A 26,717-nucleotide genomic window follows, 5' to 3' on the forward strand; every position below is an offset into this window, starting at 1 on the left:
GATTTGTTTTTTGCAATGAATTATATATCAATGAATCGAAGTGGGTTTATATTTTGATAAATAGTTTGAGTATGTAAAATATTATAGAATTTTTGGTATTATGATTTAAGTGAAAAATACGGTGTTTAAGAAAAAGATAAAATTCAAGGATACAGTACACTATGAGAGCAAATATTTGATTGCAAAAATTGGATTATAATTTATAATCACTCATGTGCCTGGTGTGGATTTTGAGTCCTATTGGGTTTTATTTTAATATTGTCCTAATTAAGTGATGCTGGGTTTAGGATTAGTGCTTGTATAGTTATAGTGCAAGATATTTAGTTTTTAGAGGATAAAAATGTCTGATATTCGTGATTACCAAAGAGTTCAAAATTCAAGAGGTGGATTTGATTCTACAATTGACCAGGGTTTACGTGCGTATATGATAAAGGTTTATAACCTTATGGCCCTTGGTCTCGTCGTTACAGGGATTGTATCGTTTCTCATTAGTGGGTTTGCTACTACCTTGGACCCATATGCAGCGTCTTATGTCCTTAAAAGTGGTGTTATGTTAACGAGTTTTGGTACTCTTTTATATGCCTCTCCCTTGTCGTGGGTAGTAATGTTTGCGCCCTTAGGTGTGTGTATCTTTATGTCCGTCCGTATTAATTCTTTGAGCATAAATGCAGCAAGAATTACATTTTTTGTATATGCGGCTCTCATAGGATTGGCTATTTCTTCCATTTTTATAATGTATACCAATAAGAGTATTGTACAGACGTTTTTTATTACTGCGGCCTCCTTTGTTTCCTTGTCCTTGTATGGTTATACAACAAAGAAAGATTTGGGTCCTATTGGGTCTTTCATGTTGATGGGAGTGTGCGGGCTGTTTTTATTAATGTTGGCCAATATTTTTATGGGTTCTTCTGTTGTTGATATGGCTATAGCTGCTATGGGAGTAGTGATTTTTTCTGCTCTTACAGCTTATGACACCCAGGTAATTAAGGAACAATATGCAGATAATTATGGTATGGAATATATAGAACGTCAGTCTGTATTAGGAGCTTTGAGATTATATATGGATTTTGTCAATATTTTCATAAGCTTGCTCAGACTTTTAGGAAATAGAAGAGATTAGAAAAACCTAAAATAAACTATTATATGAGAAAAAGCGTTCTTTAATGGATCGCTTTTTTCATTTTTTTTTAAAATATTGGAAAATATTTATTTTTGGATATCGATTTGGTGTGCCATCGGATAATATTGTAATGTACATAAGTTTACTATTAATGATGGTTAATGAAAATTTTATTTTATGTTTTTTATTGTCTATCATAAGTTAAAAGAAAAAGAAGGTAGAGTGACGGGTAGAAGAAAAAGATAGCAAGATGTATTTTTTAACGATATCAGTCAGCTACTATATGAAAGTAGTAATTAATTGTGTTTATATCTAACTTCTTTGAAGTTAAATAAATTATTGAACTTTTCTTGAAGTGATAGATAAGAATGCATTGGATAGTATAATTCGTTCTTTCTGCAAGGATATAAGATATATTAATTTATTTGCAATATGCCATGGCTGGAATTGCAAGATTAAAGAAATGAATTACAATTTTTTAAAAAAGCAATGTATTGATATGATTTTTACGATTACATTAAATTTCAATGGTATATCAAATAATTAAGTGATTTTTATATTTTTCTTCATGATTAATTGTTGAATTTATTTTTTAAATTTTGCGTTCTTGTGTGTGTTTCATAATAAAGAGGTGTGGATATGTCGCAATCCTTGGATAGTTTTAATTGTCGCTCTGTACTATCGGTCGGAGGGATTGATTATGTTTATTATAGCTTACCAAAGGCTGAAGCTAATGGTTTGCAGGGTATATCTCGTCTTCCATGTTCAATAAAAGTTTTGCTTGAAAATTTATTGAGATTTGAAGATGGCCGTACTGTTACGCAAGAACATATTTATGCATTCGTAAAATGGTTGGATAACAAGGGAACAGTTGAGAGTGAAGTTGCTTATCGTCCATCTCGTGTTCTAATGCAAGATTTTACAGGTGTGCCTGCTGTTGTTGATTTGGCTGCTATGCGTGATGCAATTTGCGTTTTAGGTGGAGATCCTCAGGATATTAATCCTCTAGTTCCTGTTGATCTTGTGATAGATCATTCCCTAATAGTAGACCATTTTGGAAAAAAAAGTTCAATAATGCGTAATAAAGAATTGGAATATCAGCGTAATGAGGAGCGGTATTGTTTTTTAAAATGGGGGCAAAAGGCCTTTAATAACTTCCGTGTCGTTCCTCCTGGGACAGGTATTTGTCATCAGATCAATCTTGAATATCTTGCTCAATCTGTTTGGACTCAAAATAAAGATGGAGAAAATATAGCTTATCCTGATACTTGTGTGGGTACTGATAGTCATACTACGATGATTAATGCGTTAGGTGTTTTAGGTTGGGGTGTCGGTGGTATCGAAGCAGAAGCTGCGATGTTGGGACAGCCTATTTCAATGTTGATTCCCGAGATTGTGGGTTTTGAGGTGAGTGGTGAACTTAAAGAAGGAGTTACAGCAACAGATCTTGTATTGACAATTGTGCAGATATTGCGCAAAGAAGGGGTTGTATCAAAGTTTGTCGAATTTTTTGGTTCAGGTTTTGAAAATATGGCGCTTGCAGATCGTGCTACTATAGCTAATATGGCTCCAGAATATGGTGCTACGTGTGGATTTTTCCCAGTTGATAAGATAACTACTGATTATTTACGCTTATCTAATCGTCTTGAAAATCGTGTTGCCCTTGTTGAAGCTTATAACAAAGCTCAAGGTATGTGGCGTGAAGACATAGACTACGAAAAAATTGTATTTACAAAGAAGATAAAGTTATCTCTCGGAGATATTGTTCCTTCCGTTTCAGGTCCTAGGCGTCCAGAATCTCGTATTCCTCTTGGCGAAGTACCTTCTAATTTTCTCGTTGCGATGGATCAATATTACAAAAAATATGATACATTGGAGGAAAAGTATCCTGTTGAAGGATATGATTTTTATCTAAAACATGGGGATGTAGTAATTGCTGCCATAACATCTTGTACGAATACCTTTAATCCATCTGTGATGATAGGAGCAGGTTTGTTAGCCCGTAATGCTGTTCGTGCAGGTTTAAAATCCAAGCCGTGGGTTAAAACATCCTGTGCTCCAGGGTCACAAGTAGCTTATGAATATCTTGTACAGGCGGGGCTTGTAGAATATTTAAATGCATTAGGATTTAATCTTGTTGGTTTTGGATGTACAACGTGTATTGGAAATTCTGGGCCATTAAATCAAGAAATTTCCGCAGTTATTAATGAAAAAAAATTAGTGGTAGTTGGTGTATTATCAGGAAATCGTAATTTTGAAGGACGTATTTCTCCGGATGTAGAAGCTAATTATCTTTTATCTCCTCCTTTGGTGGTTGCTTATGCGCTTGCTGGAACTATAAGAAAAAATATTACGAAGGATCCTATAGGAGAGAATCAACAAGGAAATCCTGTATACCTCAAGGATATTTGGCCAACAGATAGTGAGATTCAAAGTTATATCAATCAGTATGTGACACGTGATTTATATAAGAAAAAGTATTCCAACGTATTTAAGGGTGATAGTAGTTGGTGGAATATCAATGTTCCTGAGAGTGAAACTTATATATGGGGTGAAAATTCCACTTATGTGCGCAATCCTCCTTATTTTGAAATGATTGCAGATACTAATCGAGATGTTTCAGATATTTGTGGAGCTCGTATCTTATGTCTATTGGGGAGTAAAATTACGACGGATCATATTTCTCCTGCAGGATCGATCCCATTAGAATCGTCTGCTGGACACTACTTGCTTCAGCAAGGTATTGAAGAAAATGATTTTAATCAGTTTGGTACTCGGCGAGGAAATCATGAAGTTATGGTTCGAGGTACTTTTTCCAATATCCGTATTTTCAATCATATGCTTGGTAAAAAAGGCAGGAAAGGGGGGTATACTATCCATTATCCTTCTAAAGAAGAAGTTTTTATTTATGATGCTGCCATGAGATATAAAGCTGATAAAATACCTTTAGTGGTGTTTGCTGGCTCTGAATATGGAAATGGTTCTTCACGTGATTGGGCTGCTAAAGGGACTAAACTATTAGGAGTACGAGCAGTCATTGCAGAATCTTTTGAGCGTATACATCGCTCCAATTTGATAGGTATGGGCATTATTCCATTTTCCTTCGAAAAGGATATGTCTTGGGAAAAATTGAATATTAAAGGCGATGAAATCATTGATATTAAGGGATTAAAAATGATTTCTCCTCGACAACAATCCATTTTAGAAATTTCTTATTCTGATGGTATGTCCAAACGTGTTCCGATTATTTGTTGTGTTGACACCCTTGATGAAATTAATTATTTGAAAAATGGTGGTATTTTACAGACGGTTTTAAGACAGATTGCTCAGTGAGGGTGAATTGTTTTTAAAATATTCTGTTCTATCTATACTAATCTGATGTATTGGAGTGTTCAAATATAATCCTTTTTCGCTTTGAAAGTTATATAGCTTTCCCGGATATTTAATTTCTTTTTCTATAAAAAAATTAAGTTGTAACAAGAGTATAAGACTGACCTTACATCGCACATGATTTTTATGACGAGGTTATAAAACATAGGATTGATTTATCATAAAGAAAAGTATTAAGAATCTGATTGAAGAAGTTCGTGAACAGATGTAGCTAGTTGTTTCAGCGAAAATGGTTTTGATAAAAAGCTAAATTTAGCATCTTTAACTAAATTTTTGGAAAAGGCATCTTCTGCATATCCTGAAATGAAGATAAATTTTAAATTAGGATATGTTTTTCTCAATTCTCGGAGTAGTGTTGGTCCATCCATTTCGGGCATCACTACGTCAGAGACCACAATGTCAACTTTTCCTTGTAATTCTTCCATGACCTTCAGCGCATCTGTTCCAGAGCACGCTTCATGAACGGTATAGCCACGTGTTTCTAACATTCTTTTGCTACCACGTCGAACAGAATCTTCATCTTCTACAAGCAAGACTATAGCTGAGTTTCCTGTCAGATCAGCGGATTCTTCTGGTGGTTTGATAGTGATATCGTGAGAGTGAGTAGATAGTTGAACATCTTCCTGAACATGTCGGGGCAAAAATATACGGAATATAGTTCCTTTTCCTACTTCAGATTCAGGTAATATGTATCCTCCTGATTGCCGTATTATTCCATAAACTACGGAAAGTCCGAGCCCAGTTCCTTTTCCTACTTCTTTGGTAGTAAAAAATGGCTCAAATATTTTTTCCATAATATCAGAAGATATTCCTATGCCTGTATCTTCTACTTCTACAAGTACCATGTCTTTTTTTGGAAGATCGGAATAATTAAAAGAATGTATTTCTGTTGATGGGATATTGCGAGTGCGTATGGTTAGGGAACCACTTTCTTTGAGCATTATGGCATGATGAGCATTAACACATAAGTTCACTAATACTTGTTCAAATTGAGATAAATCTGTTTTCACGTCCCATAAGTCGCGTTCATAATCTACATGTAATTTTACTTGTGGAGGTTCAGATATAAGTTTTTGGATCATCATGCGTAAATTACTGATTACCTCAGTAAGATTGAGCACAACTAGACACATGGTTTGTTTTCGAGAGAAGGCAAGTAATTGCCGTACTAGGATTGCGGCACGATTAGCGTTATGTTTTATCTCCATTAAATCAGCAAAACTAGCGTCAGAGGAGCGTGATTGTAATAATAAATGATCAGAAGACAGAAGAATTGCAGTTAATACATTATTAAAATCATGTGCTATTCCCCCTGCTAATGTTCCAACGGCATTTAATTTTTGAGTTTGTGCCATACGTGCCTCTAGAGCTTTTTGCTCTGTTATTTCGACAGTGTATAGGATTGCGTGTTCTTCAGGCGCCTCTGTACTGCGATCAAGCGTGGCATTTATATAAAAACGAAAGTGGCGATTTTCGTCTTTTGGATGAGGGGAATCGATGGCAGGTATATCACTTTTTTGGTTATTCGCATCATTAAGAGCGGCAACAATCTTGCTTTTTTCATTTTTATGAACGATAGAAAATATATCATTAGATGTTCCATCGCTTTTTATGGCATTAGGGAAGAGTTTAAGAAAAGGTGCGTTGGTGCGAAGAATTCTCCCTTTTCTATCAATAGAAGCAATCGCCATAGGTATATTATTAAAAAATCGGTTAAAACGCATATTTGCTATCGTTCCAGATGGATCGTTGAAATCGCAGTTTTTACGAGAGACGACAACAGTACGGCTTTCTCCGGGTTTTCCATCGCACGAAGCAAGAACATGATGTACAAGCTTTACAGGCAATCCATGTCCATTATCTATTCGGCGAAAATCTAGATCTAGTGTCACAGTCTTTTGATTGTCTGGTTCTGCTTGAACAGCTTGAATAAGGGAAAGGCCTTCTCCTGCTGTAATGTCACCTATAGATATTGATCTTGAGGTAAATGTAGTAAGGTCAATACCAATCCACTCTGCAAGGGTGGCATTAATATATAATATTTTCCCCTGATGATCGGCAGACATAAAGCCTACAGGAGAATGGTCAAGATAATCGATAGCATTTTGTAATTCTCGAAAAAACTTTTCTTGATCCTTGCGCTCAGAGGTAATATCAGTGATACGCCATGCATATAGAGCTTTTTCTTTATGTAATGAAACGGGTAAGATACGCGCTTTCAGACGATACCAATGAGGGCCTAAATTCTGAGAATGATTTTTTAGAGAGTGCATTAAACGAAACTCTTCTTTTCCTTCTTTTTTAACGCGTAAATTATTGGTAAGGCGATATAGTGCTTCTCCAGCTTCTTGATTGCGAGAGAGAAGGCTTTCTAGTGATTTTATCCTTTTATTCCAATCAACATTAGTAAGTGAGTTATATGCATTATTAGCATACATTATGTGTCCACGTTCATTTGTAATCAATATTCCCTCTGGATCAGTATCCATAAAAACCTTTTCGAGAGGGATAGACGGCTTCATTATCATTTCAAGGGAGTTAATTGCAAGAAATACCAATAACAATACCCCAATGGACACAAGAAGACCCAGTAGTCCCAGCACTATGTTGTTATCTAAGAAATCTCTAAAAATGATAAATATTATGGATAAAATAAAGAAAAATGCACCTAAAAATACTATGGGCAGGTTTATGATTGAGTATCGCATATAGTTGGTAGAAGGAAATGTAATGTTGAATTGTTTCTCTTTTTTATTCATACCACTAGCCTAAAACTTATTTATTATATTTTTCAAGTTTATCTTTTCTATTTTTTAAATCAAAACGGGAAAGACCTTTTTCTAAATCATAGTTGTAGACAATGTCAGTTCTTGCTTCTATTTTTTAATAGATACCAATAAAATCCTGCCTCTATCTAGCGTTATATAGTTGATAAATATTTTATCTTGTGTTCAGGATATATTCAATCAAAAGATATAAAATGGAATATAAAATACTTAATATTGTTCCGTATTGCGTATTTTTAAGTATTTGCTATGGTGCATAATTTGAAATATTTTAGTTTGTATTAGTGTTGCAAAAAATGAAATTATTATATTGGGAAAATATTTGGCAATAAATTCCCATGTTATATGAACAATAAGTAGTATGATAAATATATTCTGAATAATGCAATTAAATGACTATAATATATTATTAAGAATAATACTTAATAAGTATTTTGCTATTTTTTACTATTAGAATCGCCAATTAATTACGACATATCAATTTTTTTCCTTGGTTCAATAAGAATACACGTTTATTCTATTGTCCTGTTTTTGCATGTACACAAGCCATATCCAATGGGATATGGCTTGTGCTTACTATAATGTTTAAAAAATTTTTCCCTTTGTATAAAAGTATTGTGTAAATTGTGGAGCTTTATTCGGGAAAAGAATTGTATCTATTTTCAGCCCGTATTCACGCAATGGGTTTTTTATGGCCTGGTTTTCAGTAACCAATGACGCTGTATATTTAGCAGATAATCTCACTCCTTCTTCTCCTAGAGTATTAATTTGAAAAGTAGTTTTCCCATTTTTTGATCCATAGGATAGCATGTTAGGTATTGTTTCCATGAGATAACTTATTCCGTCAGCGAAAATACCTTGGTGAGCATAGGCGGAAATGATTTGAAGTTTTTGAGGATCATTGGCAAATGTTTTTTGAAGATAAGCTAGCTGAGATTTCTGATTTGTATCTCTCATATTTTTCCCATTTATGATATATTCAGCACGATTTAGATCAAGTAAAAATTGCTGATCTAATTCGTTTTTATTTAACTGTTTGAAGTTTCGGAATAAAGATTCATCAGACAATGAAACCATTTTGTATTCACTGGGGATTGAATCGATATTTTTCCATGTGTTCTTTGGGAGTGAGTGTGAAGTTTTCATAATTTTTTCAGGAATAGATCTTGATTTTCTTATAGCTGCTTTTCCCCCTTGATATAAGAGCTCTAATCCGGGATCTACTGCACGTAAGGATGCAATAAAAAATTTTTTAGAGGCTTGCTTGATGGTTTTTTTATTGGATAAAGTTGTTTTTTTTGTAGATTGTTCCACTACTTTTGCTGCAATTTTATCCATTTCAGCGGTATTGACGCTGGTTTTTATAGTATTTTTAGAAATAGGTAATATTGCAGCTTTATCTAATGTGCTGTGAGTCGACTCAGCAGCTTTAGTGATAACGTTGCTTTCATACAATGTAGAAGATGTTGCTTTAACAGTGGCAGATCCAGCATTAAAAGCAGATTCCCCTTCCATTGCATATTTAGTGATCAATGCCCCGTCTGCAAGAGCAGCACCTCCTCTTGTCGCTGCTGCATATGTACTAGCAGTAGCGCTAGCAGCTATGGCCCCGGCTTTGCTGATTTTTATTGCAGCATTCCCTCCACGCGCTAAAGCACCTACCATTTTTGCTCCATATCCTACAACTGGCACAAGAGTGAGAACATCAGTTATCGCTCCGAATATGCCCCATCCTATTTCACCTTTTTTAAATGATTGGATTGTTCCATAAATAGGGATAAGACTTAAAAGAGCCTCTTTTGCGGTTTCGCCTATTTTGCTAGAAGAAGAAGAAGGCTTTTCTATATCCAAAAGACTTTTTGCATCGTTTGGTGGATTTGGATGTAGAGATATTTTTTCTGCTTGAGGAGCAAGGGCATTTTTTAACTCTTGCACAGGAGGGGATGGATTTGTATTATTGTCAATTCCTGGAAAATTCATAGTAATAATTCCTTAAAAATAAAAATAAAAATAAAAATAAAAATTAAAATAAATTTTAATGAGATTATAAATATTTTTTTATATAAAGTATATTTTTTTTATAAGTATAGTTTTTAAAAAGTATCTAATGCATTTACTTTTTATTGTTTAATATTAAAAAAAATTAATATTTGTTTTAATATTAAACGTTAGTTTGTTTTTATTTTAAATATATAATTTATTTTATTAATATAAAAAAATGCACTTGCAAAAGAATCCTAATTATTTTTTAGGACTCTATTGCAATGTACTTATTTAAGTATAATTCGCTGTATAGCGTTTCTTTTAAATTCTAATCTAGATTAGAATTTAAATTTTCAATAATAGGTGTGAAATGAAGCTCTGGAATAGATTGTTTGGATAGAATTCCATCAACTTTGACTCCATAACCATGGGTACTAGGAGATCCATCTACTGGAGAAAAATTTCCTTTATATGTCGCCGAAAAATTTATTGTTCCATCTTCTAGGGCATCAAATTTATAAGAATTATACGTTTTTACTCCCGTATAGTTTTTCGGATTGTTAATGGAGAATAGTTTATGCGTAAATGGAGCGTCAAATATACCTTCGTGTGCATAACAAGATATAAGTTGAACTTTTTCAAAATCATTAGGAAATATTTCCTTGAGATTTTCTAACATTTTTTCGGGGGTATCGATATTAATTTTTTTCCCATTTACTATAAATTCAGACGCTTTGCTTGCATCACGCAATCCCTTATAGGCTTTGTTAGGACTTAATAATTTAAAATCATAAAAATAGTTAGTCGCAATTTTTTTTAATCTGGGATTTTCGCTCACTACAGGAATAATAGTTCCTATAGATTTGCTTGAATTCTGAGCCAAGGAATCTATATGTATTGTATTGGCACCCATATCTGTGTGTTTCAGGGTATTTTTGCTTTCTACAAGTACAGCGCTACTTTTAATTAAAGCATTGCCTCCCTCTATGGCCGTGGATGTTCCGGCAGCCATAGCTGCGGTAGCAGCTGCGCTACTTCCTCGTATTAAAGCAGCGGCTCCTTTAATACCATATCCGATACCTATAAGGGTTAAGACATCGGTTGTGATTCCTAATATGCCCCATCCGGATTCTTTCTCTTTAAAGGCTTGGATGGTCCCGTAAATAGGAATTGCAGCTATAAGAGATTTTTTTGCGATACTCTCCAAAGTACTTATTTTGTTTAATGGTGCATTAGAGAGATCTTTGCTATCAAGATTAGGATTATAATTTTTTTTATTTGTTTCCTTTTCAGGGAGGATTGAGACTAAACTATTATTAGTTTTTGAAATAAGCATAAGTAATAATTCCTTAAAATAAAAAATATAAATTAAAATAAAATTTAAGTATATTATATACGTTTTTTTATTCAAATAATAATTTATTATGCAAACATAGTTTACTAAACATATACAAGTAATTTACCTTTTGATAGTAATTATGTGTATTTTTAAATAAATTATTTTCGTTTATATTGTCGACAATACTTTTGTTAATTCCATGAAAAAAGATCTTTCTATCGTTATTTGGCGAAAATGTAGCTTTGTAGAAAGAAAAGGAAAACAATTATAATATTATTATAATCATCTTTTTACTTTTTTTTTATTATTAGTTATATAGAGAATAATTTTTAAATTCTGAAAACTATCTCTTTGTATGTAATGATAATTTAATTTAACTAGAGTTTATTCAAATGAATAATTATATCACAACAAAGAAAGGGGAGATGGGATTAGAATACGAAATTATACTGTTTTTCTACATTCTTATTCTTAAATACAGTTATGAAGTATGCACATGTTATCATGAGTAGCGACAAACAAAACAATATAGAAATCTTTGATGATAAAATACGCAAATACTTAGTGTATCAATTAGATAAAGTGTATATTTATATTAATTATTTTACTTAAATAAAACCAGTATGTTATTATAATGATCCTGATGAATGATGAAATGGTAGTTAAAGCTGAAAGTAATTGTAATGTTCAGGGCTACACCATAGTCTTATCTCAATGGGACATAGGGTTGATCTTTGCTCATAGGCTACTGACTGTTTTTGATAGCAATAAAAGATTTGTTGCTGAGCTTGACGGGCTTGTTGTCAACAAAAACGGGAAGATAAAACCTATCGGTTATCTTCGATCCGATAGGTTGAAAGTATTCGAATTTAAATCGCCGCATTTATATAGGGAAGACCAAGAGCAGGTAGTATTGTTCTCGTCGACTAAAGAGTATGTCATGCGTAAATGGCATTTGGCACTGCGTGCAAAAGATATTCTTAATGAAAAATATCTTCCTTATCCTTTTTTAGGGATGGGTGAGAATAGTAATTCAGTCGCAAGTACACTAATTAAATGTATGGGACTGGAAGAATTAGAAATTCCTCATGCTAAAATTGCCCCTTATCAAGGTCGCATATTATTGGATGATAGCGTAATAACACAAATTCAAAATAGTCGTATACATTGTTGAAAATAAATATTTATTATCGTTCTTTTCCGATTTTTTAGATCAAAAAATTCAACTTGCAAACCATACTATTTGAATTTGTGAAACGCATAATTCATGCCAAAATTTTTTTTTGCATACAATTCAAGAATTGAATAATAATTTAAATTCTTCAATTTTTAGGATACCCTAATTCATGTAACACGGCTGCATCACGGGCAGATACATCTGGATACGATGAATCTGATCCGACGTCTTGAGTAATACGCCAAGATCGAGCACATTTTTTGCCTATTGCTTTTTTGCATTCGATGCTAACCTGTGAAACACCGAGTAGACGAAACGCATCAGAGGGTCCTTCGCTATGGACGACTGTTACATCTGATGTTATGCAGATTTCAGCAAGATCCTGTCCTTCTATATCAGCAATAAGAGATGAATCTGTGATGTAAAGAATAGGAGAAGTTTCTAGGGACGATCCAATACGCTTTTCCTTTCTTTCTATTTCTAAAGCAGACGTTACTACTTTACGCAACTTAAGGATTCTATTCCATTTTTTTGATAGTTCAGCATCTTTCCATTCTGTCGGTATTGTAGGAAATTGCTCAAGATGCACAGAAGAAGCGTTTGATTCTAGGCAACTCCATGCTTCTTCTGCGGTAAAAGGCAACATAGGTGCGAGCCAAAGTATCAAGCTGCGACATAATTTCCGTATTACGGCAATACTGGATAGACGTTTTAGACTAGAAGGAGAATCGCAATAAAGCGAATCTTTACGTATATCAAAATAAAAAGAAGATAGTTCAAAATTAGAAAAATTCATAAGAGTACGAACGATCGTCTTGAAATCAAAGTTATCATAAGCTTCACGTACCGTTTGATCAAGTTCGGTAATACGATGAAGTATGAAACGTTCTAGTTCAGGTACATCAGAAAGAGACGGTTCTTTTCCTGTGTCATGTGCAAGCACTCCTAGCATCCAACGAATTGTATTGCGTAACTTACGATATGCATCAATATTAGTTTGAATGATATTTTTCCCGAGGCGTTGATCGTCATGATAGTCAGAATTTACTACCCAAAATCGCAGTATATCAGCGCCTGATTCTGAAATTATTGTATCGGGGAAAATAACATTACCCTTTGATTTAGACATTTTTTCGCCATTTTCATCGACGGCAAATCCATGTGTGATGAGTGAGGTAAAGGGTGTAGATCCACGTGTTGCACAGCTTTCCAATAATGAATGCTGAAACCAGCCACGATGTTGGTCCGATCCTTCTAAATATACATTTGCTGGCCATTGTAATTTTGGATTTTCTTCAAGTGTTATGGCATGTGTACAAGCAGAATCAAACCATACATCTAAGATGTCCATTGATTGTATCCAAGGTTCTGAAGCTCTTTCGCCAAGGAAGAAGTCTCTTATATTTTCAGCAAACCATGCATCGGACCCTTGCTCTTTAAAGGTTTCGATAATACGACGATTCACCGATTCATCTAGAAGAATTTCTCCCTCTTCATTGAAAAACAAACAAACCGGAACCCCCCAATGACGCTGACGAGACAGAACCCAATCGGGGCGTTGTTCTATCATAGAGCGCAAACGGTTCTTCCCCGCAGAAGGGAAAAATCGTATTTTGTCTATTTCTCCAAGCGCACGAGAACGCAATGTTTTTCCATCTTCTAACTTCTTATCCACATGTATGAACCACTGGGATATAGCTCTAAATATTATGGGCTTTTTAGATCTCCATGAATGAGGATATAAATGTTTTATGACTTGTCGATTCAGGAGGGCATGGGCATTGATTAAAGCAATTATAACTTCCTCATTAGCATTCCCTTTTTCTCCCATATCATCTAGGACGCGGGCTCCAACAAATCCTGGGGCGTCTTTTGTATAGAAACCTCTCTCGTCTACAGGAGATGGAATCCTTGTGTCGATTGAACATGATTGAAGAACGTTTTTTGCTTTGTTCCATATATCAAAATCATCAACTCCGTGGCTAGGAGCCACGTGTACGAATCCTGTTCCTAAATTATTTGCAACGTAATCGGCATCAATTAGAGGTACGGAACAAGTATAACCAAGTTTTTCTAAGGGGTGAGAACAGGTTACCTTAGACAAATCTTCGGCTTTTACCTCGCACACTAATTCTATGGTTATTTTAGTTTGACTTGCGATTTCTTGGGCAAGATTCTTAGAAAGAACAAGGTTTTTTTCTATATCAAACGTATGTGTTTCGTCGGAAGAAAGCACCTTATAGAGCCCATATTGATGGTGTGATGAAAAAGCGATGGCTCTGTTTCCAGGAATCGTCCACGGTGTTGTCGTCCAAATTACGATTTGTGCTTCGCGTAAATAATCAGGAGCTGATTTTATAGAGAATCCTACCACAATAGAATCGGTATCAACATTATGATATTCAATTTCTGCTTCTGCTAAGGTAGTTTGTTCCGCAATGGACCACATAACAGGTTTGACGCCACGATATATTTGGTGGGTTGTGGCAAACTTCAGGAGTTCAGATGCGATGAGGGATTCTGATTTGTTGTCCATTGTGGTATAAGGATTTTCAAAATCTGCTACGACACCTAATCTTTCAAACTCTTCTGACTGAATTTTAACCCATTCTCTAGCATAATTACGACATTCTTGGCGAAATTCATTAACGGGGACTATATCTTTATTTTTCCCTTGCGCAAGATATTCACTTTCTACCTTCCACTCAATTGGAAGTCCATGACAGTCCCATCCTGGAACAAGACAAGCATCAAATCCTCTCATTTGAAATGAGCGAACTACGACGTCTTTGAGTATCTTATTTAATGCATGTCCTATGTGGAGATGCCCATTGGCATAGGGGGGGCCATCGTGTAATACGAACTTTTTACGATCAACTGCATTCTCGCGTAGTTTATCAAATAGGCGAATTTCTTTCCAATGAGCGATTAATTTTGGCTCTTTTTGGGGCAATTGTGCACGCATAGGAAAGTCGGTTTTAGGTAGAAACAATGTACTAGAGTAATTGGGTTTTTGAGAGGTATTCATTGCTAGTCCTATATATGCTAAGTGGATAGAAGTTCTGAAGTCTTCACCAAGTCGTATATCAATTAACCTGAAAAAAGGGGCTTAGAAAATATAATAAGAAATCTAGGTATCGAAAATTTTTCAAATAAACGATGATTTTAAGCAAAGGCGCTCAAATATTTCTTAATAGCCCTTATTTGCTCACTGACTTGCCCACAATATCTTCGCAATCCATTCTATGTCAGAAGCATCAATGGTATCCACGGGATAGCAACAATTCAACGACATAAGATCAATTGATCTTCCGCGTTGACTGATCAGCACTTTGGCTTCTATATCACCTTCATGAGGTTTTATCAACACCCTATCGCCACAATTTACCTGTATAGCAGCATTTAAAATGAGGATATCTCCTTTTCTATATAATGGTAGCATACTAGTATCTTGTATTTGAATCGCATATATTCCATTATGAGGTGATCGTATTTCAGGAACGCCTACGGTATTCCATTTGTTTCCAGCAGGGAATCCTCCGCTATCAAAAAAACCACTTGATTCGCTTGGGGGAAAATCTAAAAGAGGAATTTCCTTTTCTTTCTTTTCGATATTTTTCTCTTCAAGGAATAGAATGCCAAAGAATTGACAGATTGTTTCATTTGTGGCCTCTAGTATTTTAGAGATTGATTCTGTTGAAGGCCATCGATTGCGCCCTTCAACTCCGAATCTTTTGGATTTGTTAAAGGAAGTTGGGTCTAATCCCGCTTTTCGAGCAAGACCCGAGGGGGTCAGATTATGGCGTTTTGCCATCTGATCTATTGCTTCCCATATCTTTTCATGTGAAAATTTGGTCATGATTATCAAAGGCCTTGTTTTACTTTTTATATTGTTGCAGATGCAAATCTAATTCATTGAACAAACTCTTCTTTCAAAACAATCAAGTCATTATTAAAAACATCTTTCCCATAGTTATAAAATACACTGGGATTTGGGATAACGTTGTGATCTTTGACTGAGCAACAGACAGTTAATAACACTTAATGAATAAAAACGGATCTGAATTGTGTCTTTGGAGCAAGAGTGAATCTTAAAGGATAGAAATGTACAAACATTGTATTCAATAATCCTCAATATAGTAACTAAAAAAATCTAATTAGTAATCCGCCCATCTTCAGTGAAGAGAGCCTATCTTTATTGTAACAAACATAAAATTAGCTATGTGTTTACGTATTAATATTTCTACTGACGAATATCAATGCAATTCCTAGAGAATATTGCTTTAAGATAGCATTTGCAATGCTTCCTTTTTTGGAATTTTGAACATTATAATGTTGCTATGAATATATTTCTGAAGATAAATTATGAGCTTTAGATATTTCATATTTTTGTTTGCTCGGTTATAGATAATGATCTAATAATTTTATAGGTAAAAAGCTATTATTAATGAGGATACTCTTGCTTTTAAAAAAAATATTTATTGAAAAATCATTGCGGGAAAACTCTAAGATTGCAGTGATGACATAGTTGAGTAGCGTTGACATTTGTTTGTCAATGCTGCGATAATACAAATCAGCATGAATACTGATTGTTTTGTTCTGGTCTGATTGTATCATAGGTTTTTCGCATGATTCGTGGTTTTTTGATATGTATTTTTCTTGGAACTATGATTATTTTTTCAAGCGTATCGTACGCTGGCTTTCGGGTTTGTAATGGTACTAAAAATTTAATCGGTGTAGCTATAGGATATCCGTTGTCAAATGGGCATTGGACGACGCAAGGATGGTGGCATATCCCTAAAAATTCTTGTGAGACTATCATAGAAGGTGCTTTGAGTTCGCGGTATTATTATTTACATGTCGAAGGAATTTCACATGGAGAGCGTTGGCTTGGAAACGTTCAAATGTGTGTAGGAGAAGATGAATTTACTATTGTTGATATAAAGGATTGTTATGCTCGTGGCTATTTAAGGGCTAGCTTTATCGAATATGATACAGGGCAACACGAGAGTTGGACAGTTCAACTAACTGAATCTTCCTTAGAATAGGATGTAATAAATGCAAAGTTTGCGTAGAATTAAAATTATTTCCACACTAGGTCCCGCATCTTTTTCAGAAGATTTAATTCGTCGTTTGCATGAAGAGGGCACAGATTTATTTCGTATAAATATGAGTCATACTAGTCATGAGAAAATGCGTGATCTTATACGGAAGATTCGAGTAGTAGAATCACAATCTCGACGTCCTGTTGGTATTTTAATAGATTTGCAAGGGCCTAAATTTCGTGTTGGGAAATTTGAAGGTTCTAAAATCTATTTAAAACAGGGGCAGAATTTTACTTTGGACAATAAAGATTCTCTTGGGAATGTTGATCGTGTTTTTCTCCCGCATGCAGAGGTTTTTGAATCGGTCAAGGTCGGGGATCGCTTGCTGATTGATGATGGCAAGGTAAAACTATGCGTGAAGGGGACAGGTAGCGATTTCATAAAATGTGAAGTGGTTTCTGGCGCGTCTATTTCTGATCGCAAAGGGATTTCTTTCCCAGATACGCTTTTGACAACTCAGGCATTGACTCCCAAAGATCGTGAGGATCTCGACGCTGCATTACAAACTTTTGAAGTGGATTGGGTCGCTCTTTCTTTTATTCAATCTACTGAGGATTTAGTGGAAATCCGTAAAATTATTTCGCCACAACAAATAGGTTTGATGTCAAAGATAGAGAAATCACAAGCTATTGATTATGCGACGGAAATAATTAAATTATCAGATGCAGTTATGGTGGCGCGGGGAGATCTTGGGGTAGAAATGCCACTTGAATCAATTCCAGGTATTCAAAAAAAATTGATTCGAATTGCGCGTCAATTAGGAAAGCCGATTGTTATAGCAACTCAGATGCTTGAATCCATGATAAGCTCTCCCGTTCCTACACGTGCTGAAGTTTCTGATGTAGCGACTGCTGTATTTGAAGAAGCGGATGCGATTATGTTGTCGGCAGAAACTGCTTCAGGATCTTATCCTGTTGATGCGGTAAAGATGATGGCATTGGTTGCAGCTTCTGCTGAAAAAGATCCAAGTTGGTTAGATATGAGATCTCTTCGTAAAATTGAGCCTAATGAAACAGGTGCGGATGTTATATCGTCGGCTGCGCGTCAAATAGCGGAAACACTACGTTTGTCGGCTATTGTTTGTTATACTGCTTCTGGTCAGACGGGATTGCGAACTGCACGTGAGCGTCCAAAACTAGCAATAGTAGCATTATCTCCGGTTATTCGAACGGCACGTAGGCTCTCTCTCGTGTGGGGAGTCCATTGTGTGGTAACTGAAGACGCCTCTGGTTTTGATGATATGGTAAATCGTGCCTGTCGTATTGTTGTAGAACAAGGATTTGGGAAGCCAGGAGATCGTATAATAATTTCTGCAGGGCTACCGTTAAGAACATCTGGCTCAACTAACATGTTACGAATTGTTTATATAGGAGAAGATGGATTGAGTGGGGTATAAAAAAATATATGAGATTAGTTAAGAATAGCCTTTATTTTTTTAAAGGGTATCATATACTTCCCCGATTTTAAGAGCCTCTTTTTCAATAGAAAAGTGTTTTACGGCACGTTCTCTTCCCCGATTACCAGTATCCGACATTATATTGTCTGATTTCATGAAGTATAAGATTGCTTTTTCCATTTCGTGCAGATCGCCTGGTGGGAATATTATGCCAGCTTTTGTATTTTCTGGATCCAATAATTCTGTAAAAGCCCCAACGTCAGAGGCAACTACTGGCACGCCACTTGCCATTGCTTCTAAAGGAGTTAATCCAAATCCTTCGGATAATGAAGGTGATACAAAAATATCTAATGCACGATACCAAGAATCTATTAAGTATTGTTCGTTTATGAATAATATTCGTTTTTCTAATCCAGCTTCGTAGATACGTTTTTGGATATTTTTTTTAAATCTACAATGTTTTAAGGTTGTCCTTCCAACAATTAGCGCTATCCACTCTGGATGATGAGGCAGTAGATTAATCATGCAATCGACGAATAAATCTGTTCCTTTGAGCTTACGTATTCTTCCAAAACACCCAATAAGTTTTGCATTTTCTGGCATTTGTATTTTGCGGCGTGCTTCTTTTTTATTGTTTGTAGGATGAAAACGTTCCGTGTTAACACCATGCATGATGATGGTGTTAGGGCAATTAGTAGAGTATGCAGATTTTTTGCTAGTGGCAATCACCGCATCCATACGAGAAGTAAGAAATTCGCCCCATTTGGAATTTTTCCGCTGTTTAGATGTTGTAAAAACCAGTTTTAGTGGCATACGTAGTACATCACGCATAACAATACCTAGGAGCATTTCATTATGACGACGCGCATGCCAAATACGATTTTTTTGGCTTATCGGTCTTCGCCAGCAGGCTAGAAGTGAAGATATGCCAATGCTGGCGATATTTTTTGGTAAAAAATATCCAAAAACAACTAAGCGTTGTCCGATTTTCCGCTGTATCGGATAAAGTCCAAATATAGTCGAAGTAACGCCTGAATGTCTGATTTTAAGATTAGGAGTAATAACATCAATGTTGCTCATATCAATTGATTGGTATGAAGATCGTGGCTTACCATTAGATCCATAGGACCTGAAGAATTTCATAATTTTTTTGTCCTCCTGGAGCGTTAACCGAGACGGTATCACCTAATTCTTTCCCAATAAGGGCCCTTGCTATCGGGGATGATATCGAAACGAGTCCAGATTGCACATCTGCTTCTTGATCTCCAACAATTTGATAATTTTTTTTATCTCCTGAGGTTTCGTCTACAAGTGAAACAGTAGCGCCAAATGCAACTTTAGAGCCTGACATTTTAGAAATATCAATTACTTCTGCGCATGTTGTGATGTTTTCAAGCTCTGCTATTCTTCCTTCATTCATGCTTTGTAATTCTTTTGCTGCCTGATACTCAGCATTTTCTGAGAGGTCTCCATACGAACGAGCTTCCGATATAGCTTTGATAATTCTCGGGCGTTCTTCTTGTTGTCTCCACCGTAATTCTTGCTGTATTTTATCAAATCCTTTAGATGTTACAGGAATTTTATCTACCATAATTGTTATCCTCGTAATAAAAATGCCACTTACATAAGGAGCATGTGTAACGTATTATATTTTTTTATTCAAAGCCTCCTGATTTTTCTATTATAAGATATAAAATGCAGTATAAAATATATCCTTTTCCTACAAAGAATATAATTCTAAATTAATTCCCTGATTAGTTATAACGATAGCTTTGTAGACTGTAAACTTCAAGAGTGCCTTCTTTGAGTGCTTGAATAGCTTGAGACACCGCTTCTGCCCCCGCTATAGTTGTATAATATGGTATTTTCCTTACCAAGGTTGACCTTCGCAGAGACTTGGAATCTTCAATAGCTTTTTTGCCTTCTGTCGTATTAATTACTAAATGTACTTGGCGATTGCTAATGGCATCGTCAATATGAGGCCTTCCTTCTAGCACTTTATTGATTTTTTGTGTTTCTAGCCCTTGGGAATCTAAAAAACGGGCTGTTCCTTCAGTTGCCATGATTTTAAATCCTAGATTCTGAAAGGTTCTTATAATGGGAACAATGCGCTTTTTATCCGCATCACGAACGGAAACGAACACGGTTCCTTCACGGGGAAGGTCAACTCCGGCTCCTAATTGTGATTTTGCAAATGCTAGAGGAAAATCGCGATCCATGCCAATGACTTCTCCAGTTGAGCGCATCTCAGGGCCGAGAAGGATGTCAACTCCTAGAAATTTATTGAAAGGGAAAACCGACTCTTTCACTGCAAAATGTTTTATTTTGGATAGATCTGGTCTTTCCCCGTATGCTTCTATAGCTGAATCAAGGCTTTCACCCGCTATAATACGGGCGGCAACTTTTGCGATTGGAAAGCCAATTGCTTTAGCAATAAAAGGTACTGTACGTGATGCACGAGGATTAACTTCTATGATATAAATTTTTCCATCTTTTATGGCATACTGGACGTTGATTAATCCTACAACATTTAATGAACAAGCTAAAGCTTTAGTTTGGGAAATTAATTCATCTTTAAGTTGTTTTGAGAGTGAGCGAGATGGCAAAGAACAGGCAGAATCTCCAGAGTGAATTCCTGCTTCTTCGATATGTTCCATAATTCCAACTACGATAACTTGATCTTTTTGGCATAAGGCATCTACATCTATTTCTATAGCGTCAGACAAGTAGCTATCAAACAATAAAGGATTTTTCCCTAAAAGGGTATTAATTTGTCCTGTTTTATCATTAGGATATTGTCTTTTTATCTCTTCTGAAACAAGTTCAGGGACCGTTTCGAGGAGATAATCTTGCAACATGTTTTCAGAGTAGATAATCTGCATAGCACGACCACCTAATACATAAGATGGGCGAATCAAAAAAGGAAATCCAATCTCACGTGCGATTATTCGCGCTTGTTCTACTGAATGAGAAATGCCATTTTTAGGTTGATTGAGATTTAATTTCATTAATAATTTTTGGAAACGATCACGATCTTCAGCTAAATCGATAGAATCGGGTTGTGTTCCAAGGATAGGGATTTGATTTTTTTCAAGTGCTTGAGCGAGTTTTAATGGTGTTTGCCCTCCAAATTGTACGATTACACCTATTAGCTCGCCTTTTTGTTGTTCTATACGCAAAACTTCAAGAACGTCTTCTTCAGTAAGGGATTCAAAATATAATCTGTCTGCTATATCATAATCTGTAGATACGGTTTCAGGATTGCAATTGATCATAATGGTTTCAAATCCTGCTTCTTTTAAAGAAAAAGTAGCGTGGCAACAACAATAGTCAAATTCAATTCCTTGTCCAATGCGATTAGGTCCCCCTCCAAGAATGACAATTTTCTTGCGATCGGAAACTTTATCTTCAGACATCGCTTGATTGATAAATTTTTTTTCATATGTAGAATACATGTAAGACGTAGGAGATAAAAATTCGCCAGCACAAGTATCAATGCATTTGAAAACAGGGTGTACATTTAATTTATTCCGCATCTCTCTTATTTCATGGATAGAAATGCCAGATAAGAGTGATAATCTAGCGTCAGAAAATCCCATTGCTTTGATAGTGTGAAAATTATGAAAATCTTTTGGAATCCCCTGTTCACAAATGCGATGTTCCATATCAACGATCATTTTGATTTGTTGAATAAACCAAGGATCAATATTACAGCCTTGGTGTGTTTCTTCTACGCTCATCCCTAAACGCAGTGCCTGCGCGACCATACGCAATCTATCTGGGGATGGTATGCTAATAGCGGCACGAATTGCATTTTGATCGTTGGCTGATTCCATTGAGGGTATCTGAATTTCATCTAATCCAGTGAGTCCAGTTTCCAGTCCTCGCAATGCCTTTTGTAGAGATTCGGGGAAACTACGGCCTATCGCCATAACTTCTCCTACGGATTTCATTGAGGTCGTTAAAGTTGTATCTGCCCCTGGGAATTTTTCAAAAGCGAATCGTGGTATTTTCGTCACTATGTAGTCTATCGAAGGCTCAAAAGAAGCGGGAGTCTTGCCTCCTGTAATATCATTTCCAAGTTCATCTAAGGTATAGCCAACAGCTAGTTTTGCTGCAATTTTTGCAATAGGGAAGCCTGTTGCCTTAGAGGCTAAAGCTGAAGAGCGAGATACCCTTGGATTCATTTCAATTACAACCATTTTCCCGTCTTTGGGATTAACAGCAAACTGTACATTTGCTCCTCCAGTTTCCACTCCAATTTCTTTGAGTACGGCAATTGCAGCATTGCGCATTAGTTGATATTCTTTATCCGTTAAGGTTAAGGCCGGCGCGACAGTAATTGAATCTCCAGTATGGACGCCCATCGGATCAATGTTTTCAATTGAACAGACAACAATGCAATTGTCTTTTTTGTCACGAATCATTTCAAATTCATATTCTTTCCATCCGAGGACAGATTCTTCTATTAAAACTTCAGTGGTTGGAGAAGCGTGAAGTCCATTTTCAACGATTTCAAAAAATTCTGAACGATTATAAGCTATACCACCACCTGTTCCGCCAAGGGTAAAAGAAGGGCGGATGATAAGAGGAAGTCCGATCTCATCAAGGGCTTGTACGGCAATGGCCATTGCATGGCAAATATAACGATGTTTCCTAGCGTTTTCTTCTAGATTCCATTTAATTTCAAGTGCATATAATGCTGAATCAAGCTCTTCTTTTGAAAGATTTTTTTTAAGATTTTCTCGTTCTGCCTCATGAAGCTTACGATCGTTATTTTTAACATCGGTGGCGTTTGCAAGAATTGATTTTGGAGTTGCAAGGGGTATATTTTTCATTGCTTTGCTAAAAAGGGCTCTATCTTCAGCTTTGTCAATGGTATCTGGCTTGGCTCCAATCATTTCAACCCCATAACGATCCAGAACTCCCATTCGTTTTAGTGAAAGCGCTGTGTTAAGGGCAGTTTGCCCTCCTGTCGTTGGGAGGATTGCATCAGGGCGTTCTTTCTCTATAATCTTTGTCACAACTTCAGGAGTAATAGGTTCGGTATAAGTAGCATCTGCCAGATCTGGATCTGTCATGATGGTAGCGGGATTGGAATTAATAAGAATAATTCTATACCCTTCTTCCTTTAGTGCTTTACAGGCTTGAGTTCCAGAATAGTCAAATTCACATGCTTGTCCGATCACAATCGGTCCCGCTCCAATGATGAGAATTGATTTAATATCTTGACGTTTAGGCATTTTATTCTTCCTATACAATTTATATAGTTTTTTTATATATATAGTTTGCTACGTTAATTAGATTCTGCCTTTAGTTATAGAGAATATAGCTAGATAAGAAACTTTATTAATTATTGCATTTTACAGAAATAGAGTGACGTCGGCAAGGATGTGAATATAGAAACAAAGTGAGATATAATCGTTTAGAAAGATTGCTTTAAGTGTTATTGCACAAAAAATTAAGACTCCATTGATTGAATGGAGATGAAAGGGTGTGTGTAAAGCCTCGCTACAATCAGACTTAAAACAGGTTTATTTGTATTTATCAATAAAAATTTTGCAAACTAGGATTAGGGATATAATTTTATTGTATGATAGGGTTATTTTAGCCTGGACATTGTCCACAAGCATGGCGGAAACGAAGCACCGCTTCCTTTGTTCCATATTCTAGAGCAGCAACAGTAAAAGCATGCCCTACTGAAATTTCAGAAATATATGGAATTGAAGCTACTAACTGAGGTATATTTTGTATCGTGAGATCATGACCAGCGTTTATTTTGAAATGCATATCCTGAGCAAGATGGGCGGTAAGAGCTAGTTTTTCTAGTAAAATACTTTCTTGTTGGGGGTTATCATAACACGCTCCATAAGGACCAGTATAGAGTTCAATACAATCGGCTCCTGTCAATTTGGCTCTTTGGAGGCAGTCTTTATGCCCGTCTCCATCGGCAAAGAGAGATACTCTACAGCCCAGATCATGTAGTTTAGAAACAGTTCTTGTGAGTAGTTTTTGATTATTAACAAAATCCCATCCATGGTCAGAAGTCAGTTGATTAGGATCGTCTGGGACAAGAGTTGCTTGTTCAGGTTTATAGTTTTCGCACAAAAAAAGGAACTTTTCATTAGGATATCCTTCAATATTCAGCTCTGCTTTTGGAAATTCTTCGTCGATTAATTGACGAATTTTAGGTAAATCTGTATAACGAATGTGACGCTGATCTGGACGTGGATGTACTGTTAAGCCAGAAGCTCCGGATTGAAGAGCGATTCTTCCAATATGCACTAAGTCTGGCCATGGAAGATTGCGACGATTGCGGAGCATGGCTACAGCATTTAGATTAATAGATACGTTGGTAGACACGTTTTAATATCCAAATTTGAATTTGTAGAGAAAATTTTTGGGATTCAGAACCTATAAAGGAAAATATTGTTAAGTTTTAGTTTTTATTTGTTAATTTTCCATGAAGTTATTCAATTAAGAATTGTCAATTGTGCAGCATGATCTGGAATCATTAAAGATTATTCAGGTACTAGACAGATTTTTGATGCTCTGATACAATCTGAAAATTATTGTTATTTGATAGTTTGTTTGTTGCCTTTCGGTGAATTTTCAAAAAATAAAGAAGAGAGATATCCAACGTGTATGTACTTGTGCGTGATAATAATGTTGAACAAGCTTTGCGTGTTTTGAAAAAGAAAATGCAGGGCGAAGGTGTATTGCGTGAATTGAAAATGCGTGATCATTATGAAAAGCCTTCTCAGAAACGTGTAAGATTGAAGTCTGAGGCGATTCGTCGCAGTAGAAAGTTGATACGTAAGCTCGCTCAACGTGAGGGATCTCCTGTATCTAGGTTTCGCAGCAGTTATAAGTAACAAGTATTTTAAAGGGAGAGGTCATTGTCTTTTCTCAGTTGGATTAGGATGCTAGTGCTTGCTAAATATAGCGATGGATTTTTTGGCAATTCAAAGAGAGTGGCGGGTTTTTTCTGTCTATCTTTTTTGGTTGTTAGTTTAATATCACTTATACAAGGATGTTTTCTGCTTGATGGTGTTCGCAGTAAACGTGCTAATATTAGTTCCCTTAATTCTGTTGTACATGCTCATCCCAGTGATCCTGAGGTTTATAATGTACGGGGAGTTGTTCATGGGATGAATGGAGACTTTGAAAAATCCTTGCAAGATTTTCAGAGCGCTTTAGATTTGAATCCCTCTTATTATAAGGCATATGTGAATCGTGCTTTGATTGAATATAAAATGGGCAATGTACCCATGGCTATTAAAGACTATGATGCTGCCTTAAAAATTAATCCTAATTATGATATAGCGTACATAGGCAGGGGAAATGTCTATCGTGATGAGAAATATGGTGATTCCCAGAAGGCATTTGCTGATTTTGATCGTGCGATACAGTTGAAAACCTCTGATGGACGGGCATGGTTTGGTCGTGCTCTCGTATATCAGTTGCGTAAAGAACATCAAAAAGCAATAGGGGACTTTTCTCGCGCAATATCTTTGTCGGCTATAACTCCTGCTGATTATTACAATGGACGTGGTGTTTCCTATTTGGCTGTTAAAAATTATGATAGCGCTTTGGAGGATTTTAAACTTGCCATTCACTCTAATTTCAAAAGGGCTACGTTTTGGTTTAATAAAGGATTAGCGCATGAAATGCAGGGATCCTATAAAGATTCTTTAGCCTCTTATCAAGAAGCATTGTTAATTGATTCAAAATACTATAAAGCAAAAGATGGAATATTAAGAGTAAAAAGGCTCTTTAATCCAGATTAGTGGATCTATTAAGTAAGGTATGTTTTGGTCATAAATTAATACTTTATTAACTATAGTTTGTGATTGATGTGTATTTAAAAAATATTAGGTTATTTGTATACATATTGCCTTCTGAACTAGTAGTTAGTGTTGTGTATAATTATACTTTTAATCCAATATATATCTATTCATACCATCTATTTGCGAATTGGGCGTGTCTTTTGTTAAAGAGCAGCGGATAATAAAACAAGAATTTTTTTTATTGGTTCGGATAATGCTGGCATCAAAAAACATGCAGTATGATTTGATATTTATATTTTTTGATAATGATAAACTCAGCTTTTATTGCCGATGTTTCGTGGTATTTTTATGTAAAATTGCTAATTTTTTAGTTGTGAAGATCAAAGTTTGGGAAGCTATTTTTTAATATCTAATGCCTAACCTATTATGAGAGTAAGGAACAATCATTATAAAGTTAGTTTAAATAAAATACTTACGTTATGCGGTTGGATTTTTTAAATAAGGTTATTATTTCAAAGTTCGTAAAATATTTTTCTTTATCTTTTGTTTCTTTGATTTGGGTATTAAAGTTGGTAATTTCGTTTTTAGGGGTGCAAACTTTTTCTGAAATATCAGGAACTTTAATAGAAAA

The 26,717-nt window shown here is 35.6% G+C and carries 16 protein-coding genes; 7 read left to right on the top strand and 9 right to left on the bottom strand.

Translation table 11 applies throughout. The annotated features are described in order from the left end of the window. Positions 1-340: 340 nt before the first annotated feature. A complete protein-coding gene (locus CKC_RS01705) occupies positions 341-1,120 on the top strand; it encodes a Bax inhibitor-1/YccA family protein (RefSeq protein WP_013461757.1) in 780 nt (259 codons plus the stop codon). A 639-nt stretch (positions 1,121-1,759) separates the two neighbouring features. Further along, positions 1,760-4,453 carry an aconitate hydratase AcnA gene (gene acnA / locus CKC_RS01710; RefSeq protein WP_013461758.1) on the top strand — a complete coding sequence of 898 codons (2,694 nt, stop codon included), beginning with the start codon at positions 1,760-1,762 and terminating at the stop codon, positions 4,451-4,453. A 230-nt stretch (positions 4,454-4,683) separates the two neighbouring features. On the opposite strand, the gene cckA is transcribed toward acnA, so the two are convergent. The 3 genes from cckA to CKC_RS01725 form a co-directional block, all read right to left on the bottom strand. After that, positions 4,684-7,269, bottom strand: coding sequence for a cell cycle histidine kinase CckA (gene cckA / locus CKC_RS01715; RefSeq protein WP_080550982.1), 2,586 nt, complete (start codon positions 7,267-7,269; stop codon positions 4,684-4,686). 612 nt (positions 7,270-7,881) lie between these two features. Beyond that, the gene (locus CKC_RS01720) at positions 7,882-9,276 is read right to left on the bottom strand and encodes a hypothetical protein (RefSeq protein ID WP_013461760.1); all 1,395 of its coding nucleotides are present in this window, start codon (positions 9,274-9,276) and stop codon (positions 7,882-7,884) included. A gap of 331 nt (positions 9,277-9,607) precedes the next feature. Next, positions 9,608-10,615 carry a hypothetical protein gene (locus tag CKC_RS01725; RefSeq protein ID WP_013461761.1) on the bottom strand — a complete coding sequence of 336 codons (1,008 nt, stop codon included), beginning with the start codon at positions 10,613-10,615 and terminating at the stop codon, positions 9,608-9,610. A gap of 646 nt (positions 10,616-11,261) precedes the next feature. On the opposite strand from CKC_RS01725, the gene CKC_RS01730 reads away from it, so the two are divergent. Continuing rightward, positions 11,262-11,792 carry a hypothetical protein gene (locus CKC_RS01730; protein ID WP_244391982.1) on the top strand — a complete coding sequence of 177 codons (531 nt, stop codon included), beginning with the start codon at positions 11,262-11,264 and terminating at the stop codon, positions 11,790-11,792. A 148-nt stretch (positions 11,793-11,940) separates the two neighbouring features. Here CKC_RS01730 and ileS read toward each other — a convergent pair whose 3' ends face one another. Next, positions 11,941-14,823, bottom strand: coding sequence for an isoleucine--tRNA ligase (gene ileS, locus CKC_RS01735; protein ID WP_013461763.1), 2,883 nt, complete (start codon positions 14,821-14,823; stop codon positions 11,941-11,943). Between the two features lie 180 nt (positions 14,824-15,003). After that, positions 15,004-15,654, bottom strand: a complete 651-nt coding sequence (locus tag CKC_RS01740; RefSeq protein WP_013461764.1) for a S24 family peptidase — start codon at positions 15,652-15,654, stop codon at positions 15,004-15,006. 769 nt (positions 15,655-16,423) lie between these two features. Here CKC_RS01740 and CKC_RS01745 point away from each other — a divergent pair. Continuing rightward, positions 16,424-16,843 carry a DUF1036 domain-containing protein gene (locus CKC_RS01745; protein ID WP_013461765.1) on the top strand — a complete coding sequence of 140 codons (420 nt, stop codon included), beginning with the start codon at positions 16,424-16,426 and terminating at the stop codon, positions 16,841-16,843. Between the two features lie 10 nt (positions 16,844-16,853). Then, positions 16,854-18,296 carry a pyruvate kinase gene (gene pyk, locus CKC_RS01750; RefSeq protein WP_013461766.1) on the top strand — a complete coding sequence of 481 codons (1,443 nt, stop codon included), beginning with the start codon at positions 16,854-16,856 and terminating at the stop codon, positions 18,294-18,296. 39 nt (positions 18,297-18,335) lie between these two features. On the opposite strand, the gene CKC_RS01755 is transcribed toward pyk, so the two are convergent. From CKC_RS01755 to CKC_RS01770, 4 genes are all read right to left on the bottom strand, one after another. Beyond that, positions 18,336-19,439, bottom strand: coding sequence for a glycosyltransferase family 4 protein (locus CKC_RS01755; protein ID WP_013461767.1), 1,104 nt, complete (start codon positions 19,437-19,439; stop codon positions 18,336-18,338). Next, positions 19,411-19,887 (bottom strand): transcription elongation factor GreA, encoded by a 477-nt coding sequence (gene greA, locus CKC_RS01760; RefSeq protein WP_013461768.1) that lies wholly within the window; start codon positions 19,885-19,887, stop codon positions 19,411-19,413. Before greA ends, CKC_RS01755 begins: the two co-directional genes overlap by 29 nt. A 163-nt stretch (positions 19,888-20,050) precedes the next feature. Beyond that, positions 20,051-23,539 (bottom strand): carbamoyl-phosphate synthase large subunit, encoded by a 3,489-nt coding sequence (gene carB / locus CKC_RS01765; protein WP_013461769.1) that lies wholly within the window; start codon positions 23,537-23,539, stop codon positions 20,051-20,053. Between the two features lie 364 nt (positions 23,540-23,903). Beyond that, complete coding sequence (locus CKC_RS01770; RefSeq protein ID WP_013461770.1) at positions 23,904-24,659, bottom strand: pyridoxine 5'-phosphate synthase; 756 nt, start codon at positions 24,657-24,659, stop codon at positions 23,904-23,906. 278 nt (positions 24,660-24,937) lie between these two features. Between CKC_RS01770 and rpsU the strand changes: the two genes are divergently transcribed. Next, positions 24,938-25,171 carry a 30S ribosomal protein S21 gene (gene rpsU / locus CKC_RS01775; RefSeq protein WP_013461771.1) on the top strand — a complete coding sequence of 78 codons (234 nt, stop codon included), beginning with the start codon at positions 24,938-24,940 and terminating at the stop codon, positions 25,169-25,171. Between the two features lie 24 nt (positions 25,172-25,195). Continuing rightward, positions 25,196-26,086 (top strand): tetratricopeptide repeat protein, encoded by an 891-nt coding sequence (locus CKC_RS01780; protein WP_013461772.1) that lies wholly within the window; start codon positions 25,196-25,198, stop codon positions 26,084-26,086. Positions 26,087-26,717: the final 631 nt, after the last annotated feature.

Origin of the sequence: Candidatus Liberibacter solanacearum CLso-ZC1, from assembly GCF_000183665.1 — a bacterium.
GTDB classification, from domain to species: domain Bacteria; phylum Pseudomonadota; class Alphaproteobacteria; order Rhizobiales; family Rhizobiaceae; genus Liberibacter; species Liberibacter solanacearum.